The 24996-nt window shown below is 53.7% G+C and carries 18 protein-coding genes; 17 read left to right on the top strand and 1 reads right to left on the bottom strand.

What is annotated here, in order from left to right; genetic code table 11:
- Positions 1–64 precede the first annotated feature (64 nt).
- The 14 genes from ACOQPU_RS04175 to ACOQPU_RS04110 all read left to right on the top strand — a co-directional run bounded on the left by ACOQPU_RS04175 (position 65) and on the right by ACOQPU_RS04110 (position 20994).
- Positions 65–2185, top strand: a complete 2121-nt coding sequence (locus tag ACOQPU_RS04175) for a Tex family protein (protein ID WP_420643873.1) — start codon at positions 65–67, stop codon at positions 2183–2185.
- 335 nt (positions 2186–2520) lie between these two features.
- The gene (locus ACOQPU_RS04170) at positions 2521–3579 is read left to right on the top strand and encodes a phytoene/squalene synthase family protein (RefSeq protein ID WP_420643872.1); all 1059 of its coding nucleotides are present in this window, start codon (positions 2521–2523) and stop codon (positions 3577–3579) included.
- 18 nt (positions 3580–3597) lie between these two features.
- A complete protein-coding gene (gene crtI, locus ACOQPU_RS04165) occupies positions 3598–5100 on the top strand; it encodes a phytoene desaturase family protein (RefSeq protein WP_420643871.1) in 1503 nt (500 codons plus the stop codon).
- Between the two features lie 19 nt (positions 5101–5119).
- Complete coding sequence (locus ACOQPU_RS04160) at positions 5120–5941, top strand: lycopene cyclase domain-containing protein (RefSeq protein ID WP_420643870.1); 822 nt, start codon at positions 5120–5122, stop codon at positions 5939–5941.
- Positions 5942–5943: 2 nt separating this feature from the next.
- Complete coding sequence (locus ACOQPU_RS04155) at positions 5944–6756, top strand: carotenoid biosynthesis protein (protein ID WP_420643869.1); 813 nt, start codon at positions 5944–5946, stop codon at positions 6754–6756.
- A 54-nt stretch (positions 6757–6810) separates the two neighbouring features.
- Positions 6811–7422, top strand: coding sequence for a glycerol-3-phosphate acyltransferase (locus ACOQPU_RS04150; protein ID WP_420643868.1), 612 nt, complete (start codon positions 6811–6813; stop codon positions 7420–7422).
- A gap of 76 nt (positions 7423–7498) precedes the next feature.
- Entirely contained in the window at positions 7499–8605 is a 1107-nt protein-coding gene (locus ACOQPU_RS04145; protein WP_420643867.1) for a glycosyltransferase, read from the top strand.
- A gap of 44 nt (positions 8606–8649) precedes the next feature.
- Positions 8650–10215 (top strand): phytoene desaturase family protein, encoded by a 1566-nt coding sequence (locus tag ACOQPU_RS04140; protein ID WP_420643866.1) that lies wholly within the window; start codon positions 8650–8652, stop codon positions 10213–10215.
- 97 nt (positions 10216–10312) lie between these two features.
- Complete coding sequence (locus ACOQPU_RS04135) at positions 10313–11416, top strand: M24 family metallopeptidase (protein ID WP_420643865.1); 1104 nt, start codon at positions 10313–10315, stop codon at positions 11414–11416.
- A 22-nt stretch (positions 11417–11438) separates the two neighbouring features.
- Entirely contained in the window at positions 11439–12818 is a 1380-nt protein-coding gene (locus ACOQPU_RS04130) for a hypothetical protein (protein WP_420643864.1), read from the top strand.
- Positions 12815–14056, top strand: coding sequence for a DNA polymerase IV (gene dinB / locus ACOQPU_RS04125; RefSeq protein WP_420643863.1), 1242 nt, complete (start codon positions 12815–12817; stop codon positions 14054–14056). Before ACOQPU_RS04130 ends, dinB begins: the two co-directional genes overlap by 4 nt.
- A gap of 209 nt (positions 14057–14265) precedes the next feature.
- Entirely contained in the window at positions 14266–18840 is a 4575-nt protein-coding gene (locus tag ACOQPU_RS04120) for a GAF domain-containing protein (RefSeq protein ID WP_420643862.1), read from the top strand.
- On the top strand, positions 18830–19210 hold the full coding sequence (locus ACOQPU_RS04115; protein WP_420645807.1) for a response regulator: 381 nt from the start codon (positions 18830–18832) through the stop codon (positions 19208–19210). The genes ACOQPU_RS04120 and ACOQPU_RS04115 overlap by 11 nt, the downstream gene beginning before the upstream one ends.
- Positions 19211–19218: 8 nt before the next feature.
- Positions 19219–20994, top strand: a complete 1776-nt coding sequence (locus ACOQPU_RS04110; protein ID WP_420643861.1) for an ATP-binding protein — start codon at positions 19219–19221, stop codon at positions 20992–20994.
- Positions 20995–21071: 77 nt separating this feature from the next.
- Here the strand turns inward: ACOQPU_RS04110 and ACOQPU_RS04105 are convergent, their stop codons facing one another.
- Positions 21072–22469 (bottom strand): BCD family MFS transporter, encoded by a 1398-nt coding sequence (locus tag ACOQPU_RS04105; RefSeq protein ID WP_420643860.1) that lies wholly within the window; start codon positions 22467–22469, stop codon positions 21072–21074.
- Positions 22470–22659: 190 nt separating this feature from the next.
- Here ACOQPU_RS04105 and ACOQPU_RS04100 point away from each other — a divergent pair, with 190 nt between their 5' ends.
- The 3 genes from ACOQPU_RS04100 to ACOQPU_RS04090 all read left to right on the top strand — a co-directional run bounded on the left by ACOQPU_RS04100 (position 22660) and on the right by ACOQPU_RS04090 (position 24742).
- Positions 22660–23364, top strand: coding sequence for an SDR family oxidoreductase (locus tag ACOQPU_RS04100; protein ID WP_420643859.1), 705 nt, complete (start codon positions 22660–22662; stop codon positions 23362–23364).
- 248 nt (positions 23365–23612) lie between these two features.
- Entirely contained in the window at positions 23613–23930 is a 318-nt protein-coding gene (locus ACOQPU_RS04095; protein WP_420640548.1) for a helix-turn-helix domain-containing protein, read from the top strand.
- A 47-nt stretch (positions 23931–23977) separates the two neighbouring features.
- Positions 23978–24742 (top strand): IS630 family transposase, encoded by a 765-nt coding sequence (locus ACOQPU_RS04090; RefSeq protein ID WP_420645806.1) that lies wholly within the window; start codon positions 23978–23980, stop codon positions 24740–24742.
- The last annotated feature ends 254 nt before the right edge of the window (positions 24743–24996 follow it).

Raw genomic sequence — 24996 nt, 5'->3', positions numbered from 1 at the left:
CTTTTTTCTCCCTTTTCCCGCTAAATCATGCTAAGATCGCTTCAAAAATAGGTAGAATTGCGCTATGAATTACGAAAATCAGATTGCTCAACAAATTAAGGTAAAGCCCAGCCAGGTAAGGGCCGTTATCACCCTCCTCGACAACGGCAACACCATCCCCTTCATTGCCCGCTACCGTAAAGAAGCCACCGGCAGCCTGGATGAAGATCAAATTCGCCAAATTAGCGACCAGATTGGCAAACTTCGCGCTCTAGATGAACGACGGAGTACCATTCTGGAATCTATCATTAGCCAAGAAAAACTCACGCCGGAACTGGAAAAAGCGATCAACGCTGCCACCACCCTCACCGAGTTGGAGGATTTGTACCAACCGTACAAACCCAAGCGGCGCACCCGCGCCATGATCGCTCGTGAACGCGGGTTAGAGCCATTGGCAGAGTTCATTTTGGCGCAATTGGTGAGTCGGCAAACGGCCGTACAAATTGCCACCCCCTTCCTCAACGAAGAGGTTCCCACAGCCGAAGACGCCCTGGCAGGAGCGCGAGACATCGTGGCTGAGGTCATGAGCGATACTCCCCAGGTGCGCCGACTCCTGCGGGATAAGACGTTTCAGTTTGGGTTGCTGCAAAGCCAAAAAATCCCAAAAGCGGTGGATGAGCGGACTGTTTACAAACTGTACTATGACTTTTCATTGCGGATTGATCGCGTACGGCCGCATCAAATCTTGGCGCTCAACCGGGGCGAAGCCGAAAAAATCTTGCGCGTCAGCATAGATATTGCTGAGCGCGACTGGATTTTGGCCATTCGTAGCCAGTATCGTGCTGACCGCCGCTCGCCGCTGGCCGAACAACTCCAGTTAGCAATGGAAGATGCCGCCAAGCGACTCCTCGTGCCCACCATCGAGCGCGACGTGCGCCGCAGCCTAACCGAACAAGCCGAAGCCCACGCCATCCAGGTATTTGCCGACAACATGCGCGGCCTGCTTACCCAGCCGCCGCTGGCTGGACACACCGTCATGGGCATCGACCCCGCTTACCGCACTGGCTGCAAAGTGGCTGTGGTAGACGCCACGGGCAAGGTGCTAGAGACAACCGCCATTTACCCGCACCAGCCGCAAAAACGACGGGACGAGTCGTTAAAAACGTTGGCCAAACTGGTGCAAACCCACAAAATTAGCCTCATTACCATTGGCAATGGCACCGCCTCGCGTGAGACAGAACAGCTTGTGGCCGAACTCACGCGGCAAATGGCCGACGTACACTATCTCATTGTGAATGAAGCGGGGGCCAGCGTCTACAGTGCCAGTCCGCTGGCCAAAGCGGAGCTGCCGGAGCTAGACGTGACGCTGCGTGGCGCAGTCTCTATTGCCCGCCGCGCCCAAGACCCGCTGGCCGAACTGGTGAAAATTGACCCCAAATCCATCGGCGTGGGGCTGTACCAGCATGATGTGAACCAGAAACAGCTATCAGAATCGCTGGACGGCGTGGTGGAGTCGGTGGTGAACCAGGTGGGGGTGGACGTGAACACAGCGTCCCCGGCATTGCTGACGCATGTAGCGGGTATTGGCCCCAAGCTAGCAGAAAATATTGTGGCCCATCGGCAGGTGAACGGCCGTTTCCCCAACCGCACCGCCCTCAAACAAGTCAGCGGCCTCGGCCCCAAAGCGTTTGAACAATCCGCCGGATTCCTGCGCGTACGCGACGGCGACAATCCGCTGGACGCCAGCGCCATTCATCCAGAAAGTTACGGCGTGGCAACGGCCGTTCTGCAAAAAGCTAACCTCAACCCCAGCAGCCCGCCAGAGGAACGAACGGCCGTTCTGGCCATGCTGCCTCCCGTCGCCGAACTCGCCAGCCAGCTCAACAGCGGCATCCCCACCCTCACCGACATCTTGGAACAGCTCGTGCGTCCTGGCCGTGACCCTCGTGAAGATTTACCCAAGCCAATCCTGCGCAGCGATGTACTCTCCCTCAGCGACCTCGCGCCGGGAATGCAGCTAAAAGGCACCGTGCGCAATGTCGTGGATTTTGGAGCCTTCATTGACATTGGCGTGAAGCAAGATGGCCTGCTGCACCGCAGCCAAATCCCCCGCAGCCAAACCCTCAGCGTGGGCGACGTGCTAACCGTCTCCATTAAATCCATTGACGCTGAACGCGGCCGTATTGGTCTGGGTTGGACCACTTAGTAAGCGTTCGACAATAACTTCATTGATAAAAGACGCTTACCACGAGCCAGCCGTTCTCCAAACCGCTAAGTTGAAAACGGCTGGCGACTTAATCCCAATTCTGAACAAAACTGCGACCATCTACAAAACCTGTTCAAACAGGCGTTTCATACACATATTCCCGCCACCTTGGACCTAACCTCGTCAAAATCAGCACAAAACATAAACAATACCTTGACAAATACGCTTTTGTCCGCTACCATCTTCATTAGGTTCAGCAAGTTACTAGCCCCGAAAAGATACTTTTTGAACTGGCTTTGTATTATTTATCTCAGGAGAAATTGGAGGTGGAAAGGATGGCGTTAGAAACTCTGGAACCAGCAGTTTGGGAAACTCGCCTACTGCGCCTGGCACATCACGCACTCGACCACGACACGATCAATGAACCCGTTCACGACGGTCGTGAACATTTATCCCAGGCATATGCCCATTGCGCTGCGATAACCAAACAACATAGCCGAACCTTCTATATGGCTTCTGGCCTCTTGCCCAAAGCACAGCGTCGTGCTGCTCGCGCTTTGTACGCTTTCTGCCGCGTGAGTGATGATTTGGTAGACAAAGAGACAAGTAATCAGCATCAGCGCATTTTGCAATGGCGGCAAGAAAGTTTGGCAAACCACCCGCCCATTTATAATATGGTTGCCCTTGCCTGGGCCGACACTCGCGCCAGCTTCAACATTCCCCGCCGCTATGCTGAACAGCTTTTAGATGGTGTCTCTTCCGATTTGATGCACACGCGCTACAAAACGTTTAGCGAACTGTCCCAATATTGCTACGGCGTGGCTTCTACCGTAGGGCTGATGGCCATGCACATTGTGGGCTATGAGGGCAATAAAGCAATTCCTTATGCCATTAAACTGGGCGTGGCCTTGCAGCTCACCAACATTTTGCGGGATGTGCACGAAGATTGGGAAAACGGCCGTCTCTATCTCCCCCTCGAAGAACTGTGCATGTTTAACCTGGACGAGTCAGACATTGCGGCTGGCACTGTTGACCATCGCTGGCGCGCCTTTATGCGCTTCCAAATTCGGCGAGCGCGGCAGCTGTATGCCGAAGCGTTACCCGGTGTGGCCATGTTGGGTAAAAGCGGCCGTTTCGCCATTGCCGCTGCTGCCGAACTATACCGCGCCATCCTGGACGACATCGAAGAACATGATTACGACGTATTTAGCCGCCGGGCGCATACCAGTAAGCAAGAAAAGCTGAATCACCTGCCCGGCATTTGGTGGCGCACCAAAACCAATCAATATGCCCGTCTGGTAAACGAACCCGTGCACACGCAACCCGCTCTGGTTGCCTGTACCAATCATTCACCTGTGGAAACCGATGGTTTTGTTGCCATCCCACAGGGTTAACCCCAAAAGAGTGAATTCATGAAAGAAAAAGTAATTATTATTGGCAGCGGTTTTGGTGGTTTGGGTGCGGCCGCACGACTGGCCGCACAAGGCTATCAAGTCGAGATTTTTGAGAAATTAGACCAACCCGGTGGCCGCGCCTACGTTTTTGAGCAGGATGGCTTCAAGTTTGATGCCGGTCCCACCGTCATCACCGCACCGTTTATGTTTGACGACATTTTTGAACTGGCGGGGCGCAAGCGGGAAGATTACGTGGAATTTGTAGCCTGTGATCCGTTCTACCGCATTTTTGACCATAACGGCCGTTTCCTCGACTACAACAACGACGAAGCGTTTATTCTGGATCAAATTGGGCAGTGGAGTCACGCTGACCGGGAAGGATACAAGCGGTTTATCGCCACTACCAAAGCCATCTTTGAAAAAGGGTTTGTAGAATTAGCTGATAAGCCTTTCCTTTCAGTGGGCGATATGATTCGCGTGGTGCCAGATTTGCTACGCCTGCAATCCCACAAAACGGTCTACAAATACGCTTCTCAATTCATTGAAAATGATTTCCTGCGCCGCTGCTTCTCTTTCCACCCGCTGCTAGTGGGCGGCAATCCATTCGACACCACCTCCATTTACGCCATGATCCATTACCTAGAGCGAGAATGGGGCGTGCATTACGTCATGGGCGGCACCGGCGCATTGGTACGTGCATTGGGCAGACTCATCGAAGAGCTAGGCGGCCGTTTCCACCTCAACGCCGAAGTAGACGAGATTCTAGTAGACAACCGTCGCGCCAAAGGTATTCGCCTTAAAGACGGCACAGTGCATTACGCCGACCACGTCATCTCTAATGCTGATGTGGCGTTTACCTACACAAACTTGATTGATCGCAAAAACCGCAGCTTCCGCAACTCGGACTTCCGCTACAATAATCTGACGCGGTACAGCATGTCCCTGTTTGTCATCTACTTTGGCACCAAGAAGCGATACAACGACGGCCGTTTGGCCCACCACAACATCATCCTCAGCGAACGGTACAAAGGGCTGCTGCAAGACATCTTCAAAAATAAAGCATTGGCTGAAGATTTTTCGCTCTACCTGCACATGCCCACCCTCACCGACCCTAGCATTGCTCCGGAGGGACATGAAGGTTTCTACGTCCTTTCGCCCGTGCCGCATCTCGGCTCTGGCATCGACTGGAACGTCGCCGCCAAACCGTACCGGGACGCCATCATGCAATTTTTGGAAGAAAACTATATTCCCGATTTGCAAGAAAACCTTGTCACAGAGCATTACATCGACCCTTTGCATTTCAAAGGGACGCTGAACAGCCACATGGGTTCTGCTTTCTCTGTAGAACCGATTTTGACCCAATCTGCCTGGTTCCGCCCACACAATCGCTCTGAAGATATTGACAATCTTTACTTCGTGGGCGCGGGAACACACCCAGGCGCAGGGTTACCTGGCGTGCTCTCTTCTAGCAAAATCGTAGAGAATTTGATCATGGATTCCTCGGTAATCCCTCACCGGTAACCGATTACGGCTGACTGAAATGACTTACTTCGGCTTTCTTGGCTTATTTCTCGTCATTCCAATTATCATCATGCTGGGGCTAACCTGGCGAGATGCCCGTCAGGGTCGCCAACTGCCCCAGCGGTTTGCCAGCTACTCGCCGTGGGCAATCTTGCTGCTGCATTTGCTCATGGCACTGGCATATACAACGCCCTGGGATAACTATCTGGTGGCAACCTCAGTCTGGTGGTACGACAGGGCAAAGGTCACGGGCATCGTTTTAGGCTATGTACCCATTGAGGAGTACACCTTCTTTATTCTACAGCCAATCCTCACGGGGCTATGGCTGCTCTTTTGGCTGCGGCGGCAGCCAAATCACGTAGAAACTGGGTGGGAAAACGGCCGTTTCCGCCGCACAAGCCTCATCATATTAGGTATTCTCTGGCTAAGCATGGTATACATCCTAATGGCAGGCTGGGCACCCGGCACGTATTTAGCCCTCATTCTGGCCTGGGCCTTGCTGCCGATTATGCTGCAAATTGGCTATGGCGGAGACATTTTGTGGCGACACCGCCGCGTGGTGCTGCTGGGGCTGCTGCCAGTAACCCTCTTTTTAGCCGCCGTTGACGCGCTCGCCATTTACGACGGCATCTGGACGATTGATCCGGCACAAACCATCAACTGGTATTTGGGCGGCATTTTGCCGTTTGAAGAGTTTCTCTTTTTCCTCATCACCAACGTTCTAATTGTCTTCGGCATGACGCTCTTCCTGGCAACAGAAAGCCAGAAACGACTTGACCAAATCAAAGCAATGATTGCCCAATGGCGTGCCCGCAAGTTGCAGGTAGCAAGAGAAAAGTAAAAGTGAAAAGCGAACGTGCCACACCCTTCTCAACGATTACAGATTACCGCTCACGGATTACCGATTCACCCTCCCTAAGCACAACGCTTATCATCCTTTGGGTGCTGGCAATGATTGGGCTGCCCATCATGAAATGGATTTGGGGGCCGGGCACGATTCCGCTGGGGTTGACGTTGGGGGTTTTGCTACAAGCAACGGCCGTATTCCTCATCCTGCGCGATCGGTGGGGCTGGCAAAAAACGGCGGGAACGGTCGTACTCATTGCCACACTCACCTTATTTGTCGAATGGCTTGGCTCTACCACTGGCTTCCCCTTCGGCAGCTATGAATACACCGACCTGATGCAGCCCCAAATTGCCCACGTGCCCATCCTCATTCCTTTTGCCTGGTTCATGATGTTGCCGTGCGCCTGGGCCATTGCCCACCGAATTCAAGCGCAGCTGTCCTCGCGTTGGGCCACCAATCGCTGGCTATATCCACTGCTCGCCGGATTGGCACTCACCGCCTGGGACCTCTTCCTCGACCCGCAAATGGTCGCCTGGGGGCTATGGGTTTGGGACAGTCCCGGCGGCTATTTTGGTATTCCCTGGAGTAATTATTTAGGCTGGTTGGGAACGGCCGTTTTGCTCACCGCCCTCATCCGCCCCAAAGATTTACCCATCAAGCCCCTGCTCATCATTTACACCATCACCTGGTTCCTGGAAACATTTGGCCTGCTCTTCTTTTGGAGATTAGCTGGCCCGGCTCTCGTCGGTGGGGTGGTGATGGGGGTTTTTGTGTGGCTAAGCTGGTGCTCACTACTTGGTAATCGGTAAACGGTTATCGGTGATCAGTTCACTCGCAGACTTGTACACTTGCAAACTTTTCTAATGACCCAACTCCTCCCCACGCTACTCTGGACAATGTTTGGCTTTTTGCTTGGTTCACTACCATTTTCCGTGTGGGTTGGCAAGCTGCTGCTGGGCAAAGATATTCGTCAATTTGGCGACAAAAATCCGGGGGCAACAAACGTGCTGCGAGCGGGTGGTTTTTTGCCATTTTCCCTGGCTTTGGTGCTAGACATCAGCAAAGGTGCCTTGCTGCTAGGGCTGGCGGTACACATTTTTGGCGTGCAGGGTTGGGCCATTGTGCCAATTTCGCTGGCACCACCGCTAGGGCACACCTTTTCCCCATTCTTAAACTGGCGCGGTGGCAAGGCAATTGCCGCTGCTTTTGGCGTTTGGATTGGCATTACCATTTGGACAATGCCGCTGATTTCGCTCTCACTGTTGGTTGTGTTGACGCTGCTGCTTACACCATCCGGCTGGGCGGTGATGTTTGCTCTGGCGGGCATGTTGGTTGCCTTAATCTTTTGGTTCGATGATCCAGTGCTGATTGGCGTATGGGCATTACAGGCGGCACTTTTAGCTTGGAACCACCGAGCAGATTTGGCAAAACGGCCGTCTCTACGCCGCAAAAAAACAAAAGAAGTTCAAGGATGAAAATCAAAGATTACGCAGATTCAACGAATTAAACATCTGGTCAATCTGCGTAATCTGCTGATAAAAGGATATGCTTTTGACGATACTTGGGGGATTCATTTCATTGGCGTTGGGGATATTGGCGGTGACGGCCGTTTCCAACTTCCTATTCTTCCCCCGCCTCAAAGCCACCCAGCCTGCCTCACAATCCAAACTCTCGATCTTGATTCCCGCCCGCAACGAAGCGGCCGTGATTGACCAAACCATCCGTGGGTTGTTGGCGCAAAGCTACGCCAATTTTGAGCTGCTGCTGCTCGATGACCAATCAGACGACGGCACAGGCGCGGTTGCTACGCAAGCCGCCAACGGCGATGAACGCTTTCGTTTGCTGCCCGGATCGCCGCTGCCGCCGGGCTGGCTGGGTAAAAATTGGGCTTGCCACCAGCTCAGCCAAGCCGCCACCGGGGAATATCTGCTCTTTGCCGATGCCGACGTGCGCTGGCAGCCGGACGCATTGACGGCACTTCTCACTCTAGCTCAAACCGGGCAGGCCGATCTGCTAACCATCTGGCCCACGCAGCAAACGGAAAGCTGGGCCGAGCGGCTGGTGGTACCGCTGATGAGCTTTGCCATCTTGTGCTATCTGCCCATTTTGCCCGTACATTTCACCAACTGGCCTGTCTTTGCCGCCGCCAATGGACAATGCCTGCTGTTTCGTCGGGAAGCGTATGAAAAAGTGGGGGGGCACACGGCCGTTCGCAACAACGTCATCGAGGATGTGGCTTTGGCAAAAACCATCAAAGCAAATCGCCTCCGGCTGCGTATGGCCGACGGCAACCGGCTGGTTACCTGCCGCATGTACCAAAACTGGCCTGAGGTGAAAGCTGGCTTTGCCAAAAACATCCTGGCCGGGCACGGCAACAGCATTCCCTTTTTGCTGCTCTCCACCCTATTTCATTGGCTTCTGTTCCTCATTCCTTGGCTTTGGTTTGCGGCTACGCTGGACGTTTGGCCACTTATTTTAGGGCTGATTGGTGTGGGCTTGCGGGTGGGAACGGCCGTTTTCAGCCACCAACGTCCCCTCGACGCCCTCCTCATGCCCGTCTCCGTCCTGCTCATGACCCGCATCGCCCTCCAATCAATCCAGTGGCAGCAGCAAGGCACAGCCGAGTGGAAGGGGAGAAGATTGGAGGCTGGCGATTAGAGATTGGCGCAATCTCCAATCTCTAATTGCCAAAGTTGATACACATGAAAGAGATACTGATAATTGGCGCAGGCATTGGCGGACTCAGCACAGCTATCCGACTGGCAGCCGCCGGACAGAGCGTTACCATCTACGAAAAAAACGCTCAAGTTGGGGGCAAAATGGGCCAAATTGTCACCGATGGCTTCCGCTGGGACATTGGCCCTTCCGTCATCACCATGCGGCACGTGTTTGAAGAGTTATTTGCCGTCGCTGGTCGCCGCCTGGAAGATTACCTCACGCTGGAGCCAGTCGATCCACTGACCCGTTACTTTTACCCCAACGGCACCATCCTCGACGCCAAGGAAGACCCTACGCAGATGGCCAAGCAAATCCAACAAATTGCCCCGCAAGATGTGGCTGGTTATCAACAATATTTACGCTACGTGGAACAAATTCATCGCATCACTGGCCCCGTCTTCATCTACGATCAGCCCCCAACCTGGCGCAGCTTTTTGCGTGTGCCCTTCCCTAACTGGTTCAAGATTGACGGCCTGCGCACGATGCAAGCCGCCATCGAAAGCCATGTGCACTCGCCAGAGCTGCGCCAGCTTTTGGGCCGATTCGCCACCTATGTGGGTGGCAGTCCGTACCTGGCCCCGGCGACGCTTAACGTCATCGCCCATGTAGAACTTTCTGGCGGGGTTTGGTACCCACGCGGCGGCATTTACGCTATTGCCCAGGCAATGGCCAAACTCGCCCGCGAACTCGGCGTGACGATTCATACCAACTGCGGCGTACAGGAAATTGTGGTAAAGAACGGACGTTTCCAACACCTCATCCTGGAAAATGGCGAAGAAGCAAAAGGAACGGCCGTCGTCAGCAACCTAGACTTCACAACCACGCGGCAGAATTTGCTGAAAAATTTTAACGCAAAGGCGCAAAGACGCAGAGGTTTGATCGGGTGGTTAACACAGTTGGTTTCTTTGAAGAAACCAGCAACCACTGCAAACAAAATTAAAAATTCACAATTCACTATTCACAATTCATTATTCGCCCCCTCCTGCTCCGGCTTCATCCTGCTGCTGGGCATTAACAAACAGTTCCCCAAGCTAGCCCACCACAACATCCTCTTCTCGCCCGACTACCCGGCTGAATTTGAGGCGATCTTCCAGCAAGGGCAACCACCAGCCGACCCCACCATCTACATCGCCATCACCAGCAAAACCGACCCTGAACACGCCCCCGTCGGTGGCGAAAATTGGTTTGTATTGGTTAACGCGCCGCCCCTAGACGGCCGTTACGATTGGCAAACCAACCAGCAAGCATACCGTGATCTCGTTCTGCAAAAAATTGCCGGCTTTGGTTTTGACGTTCGCGACCACATCGCCAGTGAGCAAATTTTGACGCCGCTTGATTTGGCCAAAGGCAGCGGAGCTTGGCGAGGTGCCCTGTACGGCGCATCCCCAAATTCACGCTGGGCGGCATTTAAACGGCCGCACAACCGCGCCAAGCAAATCAAAGGGCTTTATTTTGCCGGTGGCACCACCCACCCCGGTGGCGGCGTGCCGATGGTTACCCTTTCTGGTAAAGTCGCGGCAGAGCTGGTGCTAGCAGACATCGTTCCTTAAATTCTGAGTCTTCCGATAAGAGATCGCACAGATTTACGGACAAAATCTGCGAAAATCTGTAAAATCGGCGGATAATATTATTTAAGGAACTGATCGCATGAACCAAAACCGTCTCGACAAACTCACCCGCCAAATTCTGGCGCACGGCGTAGATGGCATCGCCCTAGTGCCAGGCCCCAACATGGCTTACCTCAGCGGCATCCATTCCCATGTGAGCGAACGACCGATTGTGCTTTTCTTTCCCGCCGACGACGAACCGGCTATCGTCATTCCTAGTTTGGAGGCCATGAAAGCCCGCGCCGCTGGCATCCCGGAGGAGCGCATCTTCGCCTGGAGCGACGACGAAGGGTACACGGCCGCATTCCAGCAGGCCTGTGCCCATCTGGAGCTGTCCGACTATTTGCTGGCGGTAGAGGCACTGCACATGCGCGTGCTGGAACTGGAACTGCTTAAGCGGTATGCGCCTGGCCTCACCACCACCCACGCCGAACCCATCCTGATGGCGTTACGCGCCGTGAAGGATGCGGGGGAAATTGCCACGATGGAGCGAGCCATCGGCATAGCCGAACGGGCCATGGAGCGGCTGATTCCCCAAATTGAGGTGGGCATGACGGAAAAGCAGATAGCGGCGATGTTGACCCAACTTCAGCTAGATGAAGGGGCAGACGCAATTGCCTTCGGCCCCATCGTCTCCGGCGGCCCCAACGGAGCTTCGCCCCACGCGGTACCCACGGAACGGCCGTTGCAAGAAGGCGATCTGCTCGTCATTGATTGGGGCTGTCTGGTGGATGGCTACCCGTCGGACATTACCCGCACCTTTGCCGTGGGGGCCATTGATGCTGAACTGCGCCACATCTACGAGACGGTAAAGCTGGCCAATCAGCAGGGCGTGCTGGCTTCGCGCCCCGGTGCCACGGGCCAGGATGTGGACCGCGCCGCCCGCGAGGTGATTGATGATGCAGGCTACGGCGACTACTTCATTCACCGCACCGGGCATGGCCTCGGCGTGGAAGGGCATGAGCCGCCCTACATGATGGAAGCCAACACCGATCCGCTGGCAGTCGGCAATGTGTTCACCGTAGAGCCAGGCATCTACCTGCCAGGTCGCGGCGGCGTCCGCATCGAAGACAATGTTGTCATTACCGCAGACGGACATCGCAGCCTCACCACGATGACCCGCGAGTTGATCACGGTTGGGTAAAATCGGTATCCGGTATTCAGTAATGTCGCTGCGCGACCGCTCCGCGTACGGTAAACAGTGGAGATGGCCAGCGCAGGCTCGGCGAATCTGGCAAATTTTGCTGGGATTGCTGTGGGTAACGGCCGTATCTGCCTGCCAATCCTCACCAACGCCAACCCCCACTGTGGAGCCACCCGCCCTCAACACCCCGGCAGCTATCAGCGAGGCCAGCCCGTCTCCGGTTGGGTATCCCTTGCCAACGGCCGTTCCCGTTACGGCAGCGTATCCGGCCAGCAGCCCCACCGCCGAACTCATCTTCACGCCGCTGCCCGCTGCCACGCTGGATGGCCAAGGTAGCGACCTCTTCCTGCCGCTGATCAACGGGGATAATCCCGCCACGGCAACCCTGCTGCCGCCCACGAACACGCCTTTGCCTTCACCAACGCCCATTCCCACTGTGGATTTTACGGCCGTTCGCGCCGAACTCGCCGCTCAGAGCTTAACGTTGGCACCCATCAAAATCGGCTTCCACACTGGCATTGGCGGCAACAGCGAGGGGCTGGAAGCATGGATGCGCGCCCTGGACGCCGCTGGCATTCCCTTCTTCCTCAAAAGCGTAGACAACGCCCAACCGCTCTTTGTGGCTCAAGAAATTAGGCGGCAAAGCGGCGTGCCGCACGTGCTGGTGTACCGCCGCGCCTCGCTGGGCGGCTCCAATTACGACTGGAACGTGCCAAATTACAGCCTGCCGGCAGCCCAAGCCGCCGAAATCCATTGGCAAATGCACCGGGACGCCTTCCCACCAGAGTTAGATCCCAACCTGGTCTGGCTGGAAACAATTAACGAGGTGGATAAAAACGTGGCGGAATGGCTGGGGCAGTTTGCCCTCAAAACGGCCGAACTGGCCCTGAACGATGGCTTCCGCTGGGCGGCGTTTGGCTGGGCCTCTGGCGAACCAGAGCCGGAAGATTGGCAAACGCCCAGCATGGTTGCCTTTTTGCGGCTGGCGGGCAACAATCCCAATCGGCTGGCCATCGCCCTGCACGAATACAGCTACCTGGTGGACGAGATCGGCCACGAATATCCGTACAAGCTGGGTCGGTTCCAAACGCTTTTTGAGGTGGCCGATGGCTTGGGCATTCCCCGCCCCACCGTGCTCATCACCGAATGGGGCTGGACGTATGAGACGGTGCCATCCCCAGAACAAGCGTTGCGCGACATCACCTGGGCTGCCCGACTGTATGCTCCGTACCCAGAGGTGAAAGGGGCGGCCATCTGGTTTTTGGGCGGCAATTTTGCCGACATTGCCAACCAGGCACAGCAGCTCATTGCGCCCGTAACGCAGTTGAGCCTGCAAACTTATTTCAGCGCACCTCAAGCCCCCGCGAAAGCCCCCATCGAACCGGAGCGATACGCCCCATGAGTTTTAATAAGAAAGCCACAGAGGACACAGAGAAAAAAGAGGGGTTGCGTTCAAGCTCCCAACCCTCGGCGTTTCCGGCATCAAGTTCTCTAAAGGACGATTCCGCCCAAAAAGACCCAGAGCAAACCGAGTCTCAAGAAAAATCAAACCCAATCTCTAAAACCTCTGTGGCCAAAAAAAACTGGCCCCGCGCTATTTTACATCTGGATATGGACGCATTTTATGTCAATGTGCATATTTTGGATAACTCGGAGGATGCGGAACGGCCGTTAGCCATTGGTGGCCAGCCAGATCAGCGCGGCGTGGTCGCCTCTGCCAGCTACGAAGCGCGAGCAAAAGGGGTACGCTCTGCCATGCCCATGAGTACGGCCGTACGCCTTTGCCCCAATCTTAAAATTGCCCCCGCCAACTGGAAGCGCATTCGCGAATGTTCCAAGCAAGTGATGTCTATCTTAGAGAGCTATGGGCCCGTCGAGCAGATGAGCGTGGATGAAGCGTATGTGGATCTGTCCGCCTGGGACAATCCCGAAGAAAAAGCTGCCGAAATCAAGGCAGCGGTGAAGACAAAAACCAGCCTGCCCTGCTCCGTGGGTCTGTCCAGCAGCAAGTTGGTGGCCAAAGTCGCCTCCGACCATGACAAGCCGGAAGGGTTTACCATCGTGCCGCCGGGGGAGGAAGCTGCCTTTTTGGCCCCACTACCCACGCGTGCCATCCACGGCATTGGCCCGCGCACGGCCGAAAAGTTAGCCAAGCTCAACATCCACACCTGCCAGCAGCTAGCCCTGGCCGATTTGGGACTGCTGCAGGGTGCGCTAGGCAGCCAGGGAGCATCGTTGAAGGAAAGAGCGCGGGGGGTGGACGGCCGTACCGTCAAATCTGACCGCGGCATGGCCAAAAGCATCAGCCAGGAATGGACCTTTAGCCAAGACGTGAGCGACCCGGAACGACTGCGTATTCAGCTACAAAAGATGGCCGAGCGGGTGGCCCAATCACTGCAAAAGCGACAGTTGGTGGCCCACACCGTCACGGTCAAGTTTCGTTGGGCCGATTTCACCACCTTCACTCGGCAGCGTTCGCTGGAGGTGGGCATTGATGATGCAGAAACAATCTACACTGTGGCCGAGGCGATTTGGGCAGAGCATTGGCCCCCTGGCCAAAAGATGCGCCTACTGGGCGTTGGCGTCAGCAAAATTGAAGCCGTTCAGGTTCGGCAGCTAGGCTTTAACTTCCCCAAATAAGTGATGCGTGATGCGTGACTTGACAGTCACGCATCACGGGTTAATGGTAGTGCCTAGCAGCGGGCCGCCCCCTATCAACGATCTCTCCAGCCACCCTGGTAATTCTGCCTCATTGCTGTTCTGAGAGGAATGTGGCATTATTTCAAGCGGTAAAGGGGTGCGTTCAATAAATATGACCAGAATCCGCATCCTCTATGTGCATTCTCAGAATGAATCAACACGCTAACTTACGAACATGGCTTATCCAGGTAGTGATTGTGGCCGGCGCTTATTTTGGCGTCTCTCGATTGGGTCTCGTTTTGTCTTTTCCCGAGACGGCCGTATCCCCTGTGTGGCCAGCGACAGGCGTTGCCGTGGCTGCCTTTATGCTGTGGGGCAAGCGCATTTGGCCCGGTATTGTTCTGGGTGAACTGCTGTCGTTTACGGCCGTTTATCCTTTAGACGCATTTCCCCCTATCACCTACTTTCTGTTCCTGCTAATCTCCATCAGCGATGGCTCTCTAGAAGGTTTCTCCAGCACCTATCTTGTTCAGCACTGGACAGGCAGCCGAAAAAACCCGTTTGCCAACCCCCAAAACGCAGTCAAATTCATCCTGGCGGTGATGCTGGGTACAACAACCAGTGCCACGCTCGGTGTGACCAGCCTGCTTTGGGTGGGGTCTATCAATTGGGCCGACGTGGGACCACTGTGGCAAACCTGGTGGACCGGGAACGTCTTAGGCGCACTGATCATAACTCCTTTCCTATGTGTTTGGCTGGGACAAGAACGTCCGACCTGGACACCCCGCCGCCTGATCGAGTCTTTTTTTGTGTTCGGCTTGCTGGCCGTTATTGCCTGGTTAACCTTTAATGCCCCAGCTATTTTGCCCTTCGTCACTGTCTACCGTCTGGAGTACCTGGTGATTGCCATTCTCGTTTGGGTTGCGCTTCGGCTTGGCCGGCATGGGGCAACGGCAGGCATTTTGGCCACGGCGGCAGCGGCTGTTTGGTACACGGTGCAAAATATCGGCCCTTTCATTGCAGAAACGGCCGTTGATTCTATCCTGGCCTTGCAAACCTATTTAGCTGTGGTTACCGTATCTACCCTGGCGATAGCGGCGGCGCTCGCCGAGCGGGCCAAAATCGGACAGGCGCAGCGTCAGTCTGAAGAAAGATTTGCCATTGCGTTTCGTTCCAGTCCCGACTCGATTATGATAAGCTCGCTGGCTGACGGCCGTTTTCTGGAAGTGAACGAGCGGTTCTTACAATCAACCGGCTACAGCCGTGACGAAGTGATTGACCATACCGCCTTCGAGTTGGAACTGTGGACAGACCCCGGCCAGCGTGACCAATTTATCCAGATATTGCAAGTCCAGGGTGCCGTGCGTAATTTTGAGGCCGGTTATCACCTCAAATCTGGCGAAACGGGCGTCGTCTTAATGTCGGCGGAGATGATTAAATTTAATGGTGAAGATTGTCTGCTCACCATATCGCGCGACATTAGCCAGCGTAAGCAGGCCGAATTGGCCTTACAGCAGTCGGCCGAGCGGTTAGAAAAATTGCACAAAGCTGAACGCCGCCAACGAGAAATTGCCGAGTCGCTGCTGAAAACGGGAACGGCCGTTGCCTCTTCGCTTGATTTAGGCCAAATATTGCTCACATTATCCCGCCAACTGCGAGAGATTGGCGGGTTCCAGGGCAGTATTATTTACGGCTTAGACCAAGAACGGCAGCAAATATATGAGCTAGCCGCCGATGCCCGCATCAGCCGACTGCCAGAAACAGGCATGACATATCAATTGACCGATTACCCAACGGCCGAACACGCATTGACCAGTGGTGAACCAGCCATTATGCATCGTGACCATAACCACACCAGCGAAACAGAACTGGCCTTTATGCAGTATATCGGCGTCACAACTTTGCTGGTGCTCCCGCTGCGTACCAAGGAACGCATCATTGGCCTGGTGACGATTGGTGATACCACAGATACATTGGCCCATGACCAGGCTGCGCTCACCCGCTGCCAGGAGGTTTTACACGAAGCAGCAGCCTGGATGGGTGCGCCTTTGTGGATAAACGACAGCGAAGACCTCCTTGCCCTGGCCGAAAAACTTGTGACTATCAGCAACTACCGCGTTTGCTACCTCTGGGCCTGGAAACCGGCGGCCAGGATCATGCACGTAGCCGCCATATACAGCGAACTGATTTGGTCGCTCAGTAGGGGCCCGGCATCCCGCATAGCTGATTATCCGCTTCTGGCAAGCGTGCTGGAAAGCGATGAACCGGTTTTTGTCTGGCCCGACGCTGAGGAAGAGGTTGCCGAACGAGGCAAACGCACTCTGGTGGGCTTTCCCCTACGGCTTAAAGATGAAACAATTGGGCTGGTTGAGTTAACCCATTTCACTAAAGCACTCACAGTTGGCGACGACACGCTACGCTTGCTGGGCGCGATCATTGACCAGGCAGCCATCGCCATTGCCCACGCCCAACTGTACGCCGCCAGCGAACAACGCGCCGCACGCTTAAATGCCCTGCACCAAATTGACCAGGGCATTCTGACAGCGGAGCCGATTGAAGGAATAATCCGAGCAGCCTTAAAACATGTCCGGAGCCTAACGCCCAGCGTACGCGCCAGCGTGCCTCTAATTGATTGGGCAACCAACGAAGCGGAGACGCTGGTCGTCGAGGCAAATGGGGTCTCGCCTCAATCGCAGGAAGGTTCACGCGTCTCATTGGCCCCGTTTGCAAACATGGTCGCAGCGTTGCAGCGGGGTCAAATTGTCGAGATAAAAGCCGACCAGGCACTCGAACAAATATCTGCTCCTCTCCGTGCTGAAGGTATGCGTTCCGGTGTTCACATCCCTCTGATCGTCCAAGACGAATTGTTCGGCTCCCTCAATTTATGGGAAAGCAGCCCTGGTGCGTTTCTGCCCAAGCATATAGAGATTGCCCAGGAAGTGGCGGCCCAGTTGGCTATCGCCATTCACCAAACGCGTTTACGTGAGCAAATAAAACAGCATACAGAAGTGCTGGAACAGCACGTGGCTGAACGTACAACCGAATTAGCGCGGCAATACCGCCGCCAGGCGGCTCTGGCCGATGTAGAATTGGCTATCAATCAGCCCCGTGAACTAAAGGCTGTCCTCGACCGCATTGTGCAAATCACGACAGAACTTTTACCGGCCAGCGGCGGTGCCAGCATTATCCTTTGGGAGCCGCAAACCGAGCGTTTTTCGCAAAGCGCTTCTACTGTACCGCAGCAGCCCCCGGCAGCGGGGGCGCGGCGGGTGCGTCGCCGCAGTGGTGCCACGCGCTGGATTGTGGATCATTGTGAGCCTGTGGTTGTAACAGATATACGAGATGATCCGTTTAGTGCCAATCGGATGCTGACCGAATTTGGTTTGCAGGCGTACGCTGGCGTTCCCTTGTTGGATGGGGCGGACGCTTTGGGTGTTTTATATGCGCTTGACCAGCAGCCGCGCACTTATACACCAGATGACCTAGACTTTTTAACGGCCGTTGCCAACCGCGCCGCCGCCGCCATCACCAAAGTGCAGCTATATGAAGAGACGACGCAACGGGCAGCGGAATTAGCAGCACTGTACGAAGTGGGCAAAGAGATCACGGCGACGTTGGAACTGGACACCATGCTCCAAACCATCGTTGACCGTGCTATCCAAGTGACAAATGCTGATAAGAGCGTCATTTTATTGGTTGATGTGGCGGAAGAACGGCTTATCCGGGTAGTCAAATCTGGCTTTCGCCGGGAAGAAATAAGCCCCTATTCCTTTGCGGAAGTCGAACAAGGGATCAGCGGCTGGGTGCTGCGCCAAAAAAAGCCGACGCTGGTGGCTGACATCAGCACCGACGAGCGGAATAGAGGCGTGGCCTTGGCTGATGCCAAACGCAGCGGTGATAAAGCCGCCGCTGTGGCCCCGCTCCTAATCCGCGACGAGGTGATTGGCACGCTGACGGTGATAAACGGCCGTAACAAAGAACCGTTTACTTCTGCCGACTTGAACCTGGTGACCTCTCTAGCTGGGCAGGCGGCCATCGCCATCGAAAATGCCCGCCTTTATGAAGCAGCCCAAGAAGCAGATCGACTTAAATCCGCCTTTCTAGCGTCCATGTCTCATGAACTGCGCACGCCGCTCAACTCCATTATTGGGTTTACCGGCATCATCCTTCAAGAATTGGCCGGCCCCCTAAATGATGAACAAAAGAAACAGTTAGGCATGGTGCGCAGCAGTTCTCGCCACCTGCTGGCTCTGATCAACGATGTGCTAGACATTTCCAAAATTGGTGCCAATCAAATGGAACTGTCTCTGTCCGCTTTTAACGTGCGCGACGTGGTGAATAAGGTCGTAAAGAGTGTGATTCCGCTGGCGGTGCAAAAAGGGTTAGCCATTAGCGTCAGTTTTAAGCCGGAAGTAGGACCAATTGTCAGCGACCAGCGACGGGTGGAGCAAATCTTCATCAACCTGATCAATAATGCGATTAAATATAGTAATCGGGGTGAAATAAAAATTGAAGGCCGAGTTGTTGACAATGAGTTGGAAATGCGTATTGTTGATACTGGTATTGGGATTAAAGCGGAGGATATAGACAAGCTTTTTCAACCGTTCCGACAAATTGACATGGGAACCGACCGGGTACACGAAGGCACCGGATTGGGTTTATCAATTTGCCAGCAATTGGTAGAGATGCTAGGCGGTAAAATATGGGCGGAAAGCGAGTGGGGCGTGGGCAGCACGTTCACCTTTACCTTACCATTGTCTGTTGGTGTAAATGATGAAAACTAAAGTGCTCATTATTGAAGATAATGAACAAAATTTGTACCTTTTGACGTTTCTTTTGCAGGCGCATAGCTATGAAGTGGTGTCGGCGCGAGACGGCCGTTCCGGGATTGAGCTGGCGGAACAAATCCAGCCTATGCTAATTTTGCTAGACATCCAACTGCCAGGAATGGATGGTTATGCAGTTGCCAAGGCACTGCGGCGTAGTCCATCATTGGCCGACACGCCCATTGTCGCCGTGACTTCCTATGCGATGGCCGGTGATCGAGAACGGGTTTTGGCTGCTGGCTGCACCGGCTACATTGAAAAACCGATCAATCCAGATACATTTATATCCGAGGTAGAACAACATTTGACCGAACGGCCGTCCAATTAGGAGAAAAGATGGCGACACTCCTCATCGTAGATGATAATGACCGCAACCGTTATTTGCTAGAAGCACTGCTTCGGGGCAATGGTTACAAAGTAAATTCAGCTGCTCACGGCATCGAAGCCCTGGAAATGGCCCAACGTGACCCGCCAGACATGGCCATTTCAGACATCTTAATGCCAGAAATGGACGGTTTTGCGCTTTGCCGCCGCTGGCAGGAAGATGAGCAATTGCGCCAGATTCCCTTCCTCTTTTACACTGCCACCTACACAGATCCCAAGGACGAAGCGTTTGCCCTTAGTCTGGGTGCTCATCAGTTCATTATCAAACCAACAGAGCCGCATTTGCTTTTGGAACTGCTGCAAGAGACCCTGACAGCGCACAAATCGGGGCATCTACAGAACCGCCAGCCCACCGCTGCCGAAGAAACATCTTACTTCCGCATGTACAACGAAGCCCTCGTGCGCAAGCTGGAAGACAAGATGGTGCAAGTTGAACACGCTAATCAGCAGCTAAACATGCTTTATCGGGTCAGCACCAGTCTGGCTTCTATTCAAACACCGGATGAGTTAGTGGCACATGCCTTAAATACGGTGGTGGAAGCGACGGGCTACACCCATGCCAACTATTTTTCTTACGATGATGAAGCCAAACAGTTTCATTTGTTGGAAGCGGTGGGCCACCCGCAAGAAACGGTGTCCCAATTCCAGCAACAGTTGGTCTTTGAACTGGGAGAGGCGCGGGGGTTGGTGGGATTGGTTGGTCAAGCCCGTAAGCCGCTTATTGTTTCTGACACCGACGCTGATGCTCGCTGGCTAAGAGTGGATGAAACAATTCAATCGGCACTATTTTTACCTGTATCTTATGAAGACCAATTGCTTGGGGTTGTTAGCTTTCTCAGCACAAAAAAAGACGCCTTCGACGATGAAAATGTTCGTGTCATAACAACGTTGGTAAATAATGTGGCCATTGCTGTTAATAATGCGCATCTTTATCAGGCGCAACAGCAGTACGCCAACCGACTGGAAGCGGAAGTGGCGGCACGTACCGAAGAGTTGCGGACGGCATTAGAAAAGGCTCAAGAGACCGATCGGCTGAAATCCCAATTTGTGTCCGACATGAATCATGAGCTGCGGACGCCGCTTAGCAATATCAAACTTTATTTAACGCTGCTGGAACAAGGGCGGAAAGAAAATCGACCGCACTATATGGAAGTGCTTAATCGGGAATCTGAACGGCTGCAATATCTCATTGAGGATATGCTGGATTTGTCTCTTCTGGACACTGGTAAAACCGCTGCCAATCTGGGTCCCACTGACCTGAATCAACTCATTGTGATGCTGGTGCTTGATCGCAGCGAACTGGCGCAGGATAAAGGCCTCAGCCTCGATTTTGAGCCGACAGGGATGCTGCCCCAGGTTCAAGCTGATCCTCAAATGCTTTTTCAGGCACTGGCTAATCTGTTGGCGAATGCCATTAACTATACGCCATCAGGAGGCGCGATCACGGTACAGACGGGAACGGCCGTCACTCAAAAAGAACCGTGGGTGGTTGCCCGCATCATTGATACCGGGCCTGGCATTGCCGAAGACGAGCAGGCAAAGATATTTGACCGCTTTTACCGAGGTAAGATTAGTCGTGCCAGCGGCGTCTCGGGCACTGGGCTGGGTCTGGCCATTTGTCGGGAGATTCTTGACAGACACGGTGGACGACTAACGGTAGACAGCACGCCAGGGCAAGGTAGCACATTCACAGTCTGGCTGCGTTGCGCTGCCATTTCTGAGAAATGAACCTTCGCCTCAAAACGCTCTGCGCTCTACTTCGGCTACGCTCAGCACAAGCATGTGGCTATTATTTGGACAGGAGTTTAATCGGCGCTGGCAATTTGCACGTCGGTGCGGCTGAGATGACGGCCTATGTCGCGGGCAAAGCCCAGCACATCGACATGGCTAAGAATGAAGACGGCCGTTGCCAACCCCACCCCCTCCAGCAAGAAAATCAGCCCGTAGCTCAAGCCCTCACCAAGTCCCAAACTGAGCAAAAAGAGGTCACGCAGTGCGCCACCGGCAAAGGTACCCAATCCTTTGAATACCACCACTGAGATGGTCCAAAGCCCCAAATAGGCCCCGGCTTCCTTATCTGAAGACATGACGGCCATGAGGCTCAGCCCGCCAAAGGTGTAGACGCCAAAGCCCGCCCCAAAAATGAGCAGCGCAATTTCTATAAACCGCACTTGCTGGAAAACGGCCGTGCCTGCCAACAGCACCATCCCCACCGCCATCGTTGTCAGACCACCGCTGGTAATACGGCGTTGACGCTCAGGCGGCCGTTTGCGCCATAAATACGCCCCGCCCACCAGCGTTACCACAGTGGCCGCTTGCCAGTAGCTGTTAAACCGCGTCGTCCGCGCTAGGGGCAGATCAAACAGTTCGGCACCGAAGGGTTCCAAAATGGCATCCTGCGCCCAGGCGGCAAAGGTAGCCAGCGACAAGAAGAAGAAAAAGCGACGGGTGCGTTTGTCTTGCCAAATGTGCCCAATGGTCTCTAACAAACTGCTTTCGCTGGCACGTTGGGCCACTTCTGCCAGTTCCTGCTCCAAGGTGATTCCCCTTTGCTGCCGAATTGATTTCTCAACGCCCCAAATGGAGAAGACCCAGAAAAAGCCACCGATGATCATCGTTGCCAGCACCATCTCCCAAAAGATGAGCGGATCAAATTCTTGCAGCCAAAAGCTAAAGCTGATGCCCACGATGGCAAAAAAGATGATGAGGATTGTTTCGGCGGTGCTAATGGCCAGCCCCTGGCGCGATTTTGGCACCGAATCGCGCACCAGTGCCAGATAGGGGCTGCCAGAAATGAGGGTGCCGACACCGTACAGCAGCGATGAGCCAATGGCCAATATCCAGCCGAGCAAATCAAAATTACCGCCCAGTTCATGTACGGCGGCAAAGCGCATCAGGCTCCAGCCCAGCAGCGGCAGCGAGAGCACCATCAGCCCCCGCCCCAGCCAAATGTACGATGTGCGCCTCATGCCGAGGAACGGCCGTGTATCAGACCGATACCCGGCCCACAAACTCAACGGCGACAGCAGGTAACGCAGCGCAATCAGCAAGCTCACGGGCGTTGCCGGAATGCCAAACTGGGAAATCATCATCCGGTTCCAAATACTGGTGACAATGATGTCTCCCATCGCGGAGCCAATTTGGAAGCTACTCAGGCGCAACAGCCGCCAAATGCTGAAGGTAAGCTGATTTGAGCGAGACATGCAAAAAACTATAGCAAACTGCATAATTTTGGCAATAAATCCATAGATTTACACAGATTTGTACAGCATTGCAGATTTAGGCAATTGTGTAACAATCAGTTTACATCAAATTACTTTTGTGATTTACACATCCGCAAACAGTGGTCGAGAACAAACTTGCGGGAGATCTATTTTTTTATAGGAGCAATCAATGGCCACACAAAAAACAGCCATCATCACCGCCGCTGGCAAAGGAATGGGAGCGGCTATTGCTCGTGCGCTGGCCACCGACGGCTATCACCTTGCCCTGCTTTCGGCATCCGGCGGTGCGGTGGCTTTGGCAAATGAACTTGGTGGCTTTGGCATGAATGGCTCCGTCACCAACCCGGCTGATTTGCAAACGTTGGTGGAGAAGGCGATGGGAAGGTACGGCCGTATCGACGCCGTCGTCAACAACACAGGCCACCCACCCAAAGGCAAGCTGCTAGAAATCCCAGATGAAGATTGGCACGCAGGGCTGGACATGGTGATGCTCAACGTGGTGCGCATGGCGCGATTGGTCACGCCGATTATGATTGCGCAAGGCGGCGGGGCCATCGTCAACATATCCACCTTTGCCGCTTTTGAACCAGATGCCAGCTTTCCGGTGAGTGCCTCCCTGCGGGCAGCCCTGGCTGGCTTCACCAAGCTGTACGCTGATGAGTACGCCAGCCAGGGCATTCGCATGAACAACGTGCTGCCCGGATACATCGACAGCTACCCGGAAAGTGAAGCTATCACCCAGCGTATTCCGCTGGGGCGCTTTGGCAAAGTGGCAGAAATTGGCCAAACGGTGCGCTTTTTGCTCTCAGACGGGGCGGGCTACATCACCGGCCAAAACATCCGCGTAGACGGCGGCATCACCCGGTCTGTTTAATTAGCCACAGAGAACACCGAGGGTTAAGAGAAATTACAGAAAAAATAGTTGAACCCAAAAATCACAATATATTTTTTGTGGCACATTACAAAATCAGACTTGCGCTAGCATCGGTCATCCTCGCGGTGGGAGTTTTCGGAATGATTTCTGGAATTTTTGATCTCTTTTTGGATGGTGGCGTGAATACATCGTTAAATAAAAGAACTAAAAATCTTGTTGATGAGCAAATAGTTCGATAAGCTGGAAGGATGAAAAAAGAACATGTTACCCTCAGTGAAGCAGATCGAGCTTATTTGCAAAACTTGATCAAGAAAGGCAGTTTACCCGCCAAAACCTTTAAACGAGCAACCGCCCTCATCGAATTAGATCGAGGTCGAACCTTTACAGAAGTTGCAGCCATCGTTGGTGTCGTTATCCAAACCGTATCAACCTGGGCCAAAAAATATCAGGATTCAGGGTTGGCTGTCTTAACCGACAAACCAAGGCCAGGCCGCCCAACCGTCATTGACGGACTGCAACGAGCCAAGATCACAGCATTGGCTTGCTCTGACCCGCCAGCAGGATAGGAGAAATGGTCATTGCGGCTATTAGCTGACAAAGCCATCGAGTTGGAATTAGTCGAGACCATTTCCTATGGGGAAGTGCGACTCATTCTCAAAAAAACGAACTCAAACCGCACCTGAAACGATATTGGGTAATTGGCAAGATAACCAGTCGGTTTATTGCCAAAATGGAGCGCATTCTTTGGCTTTATGCCTTGCCTTACAATCCGCTTTACCCGGTTGTCTGCTTTGATGAACGACCCTGTTTTCTCATTGATGATGTGATGCAACCCATTGCTATGCAGAATGGCAAGGTGCGTAAAGAACATTATGCCTACGAAAAAAATGGTTCCTGTGCGCTCTTAGCTGCCATTGAACCATTGACTGGCAACCGCTTGGCGCAAGTGCATCGCCAGCGTACCAAAAAGGAGTTCACCCTGTTTTGCCAAGCCTTAGCAGCCGCTTATCCAGATGCGATCAAGATTCGTCTGGTCTTGGACAATCTGAACACACATGATGAGAGTGCTTTTTACGAAAACTTGCCTGCAGACAAGGCGTTTGCTTTAGCGCAACGATTTGAATTCAATTTCACGCCGAAATCGGCCAGTTGGCTAAACATGATTGAAATTGAGTTTTCAGCACTGACGCGTCTTTGTCTTAATCGTCGGATTCCGACCATTGAGAAACTAGAATCGGAAGTGATGGCATTGATCCCTGAGCGAACGCAAAAACGCATCAAAATTAATTGGCAGTTTTCCATCAAAGATTGCCGCAAAAAGCTAAATGCTCGTTATTCGGTTGTTAATGAGGCAAATTCTAAATTCAAGAAAGCTTAATACTTCTTATTTAACGGTGTAGTGAACTTCATTTCTATTATCGGCAGTTTGTTAGCTTTTCTTTTCGGAGGGCTATTGCTATTAGATACGAAGAATAGCTTGCTAATTATTTCAGCAAACGGAATTGAAATCCGAAGGAGTGGCTACACAATTTTTGCTGAGTGGCAAAATGTAGAAAAAGTCGAAAGCAGAATACGTAGAAGACCTGAATATGTACTCGTTTTGCAAAAAACTAATGCAAGCGGTAATCGGCT

The organism is Candidatus Leptofilum sp. (assembly GCF_965223285.1).
Taxonomy (GTDB): Bacteria; Chloroflexota; Anaerolineae; order Promineifilales; family Promineifilaceae; genus Leptofilum.
The sequence above is the reverse complement of the archived record's forward strand: the minus strand, read 5'-3'. Positions and strand labels throughout refer to the sequence as shown.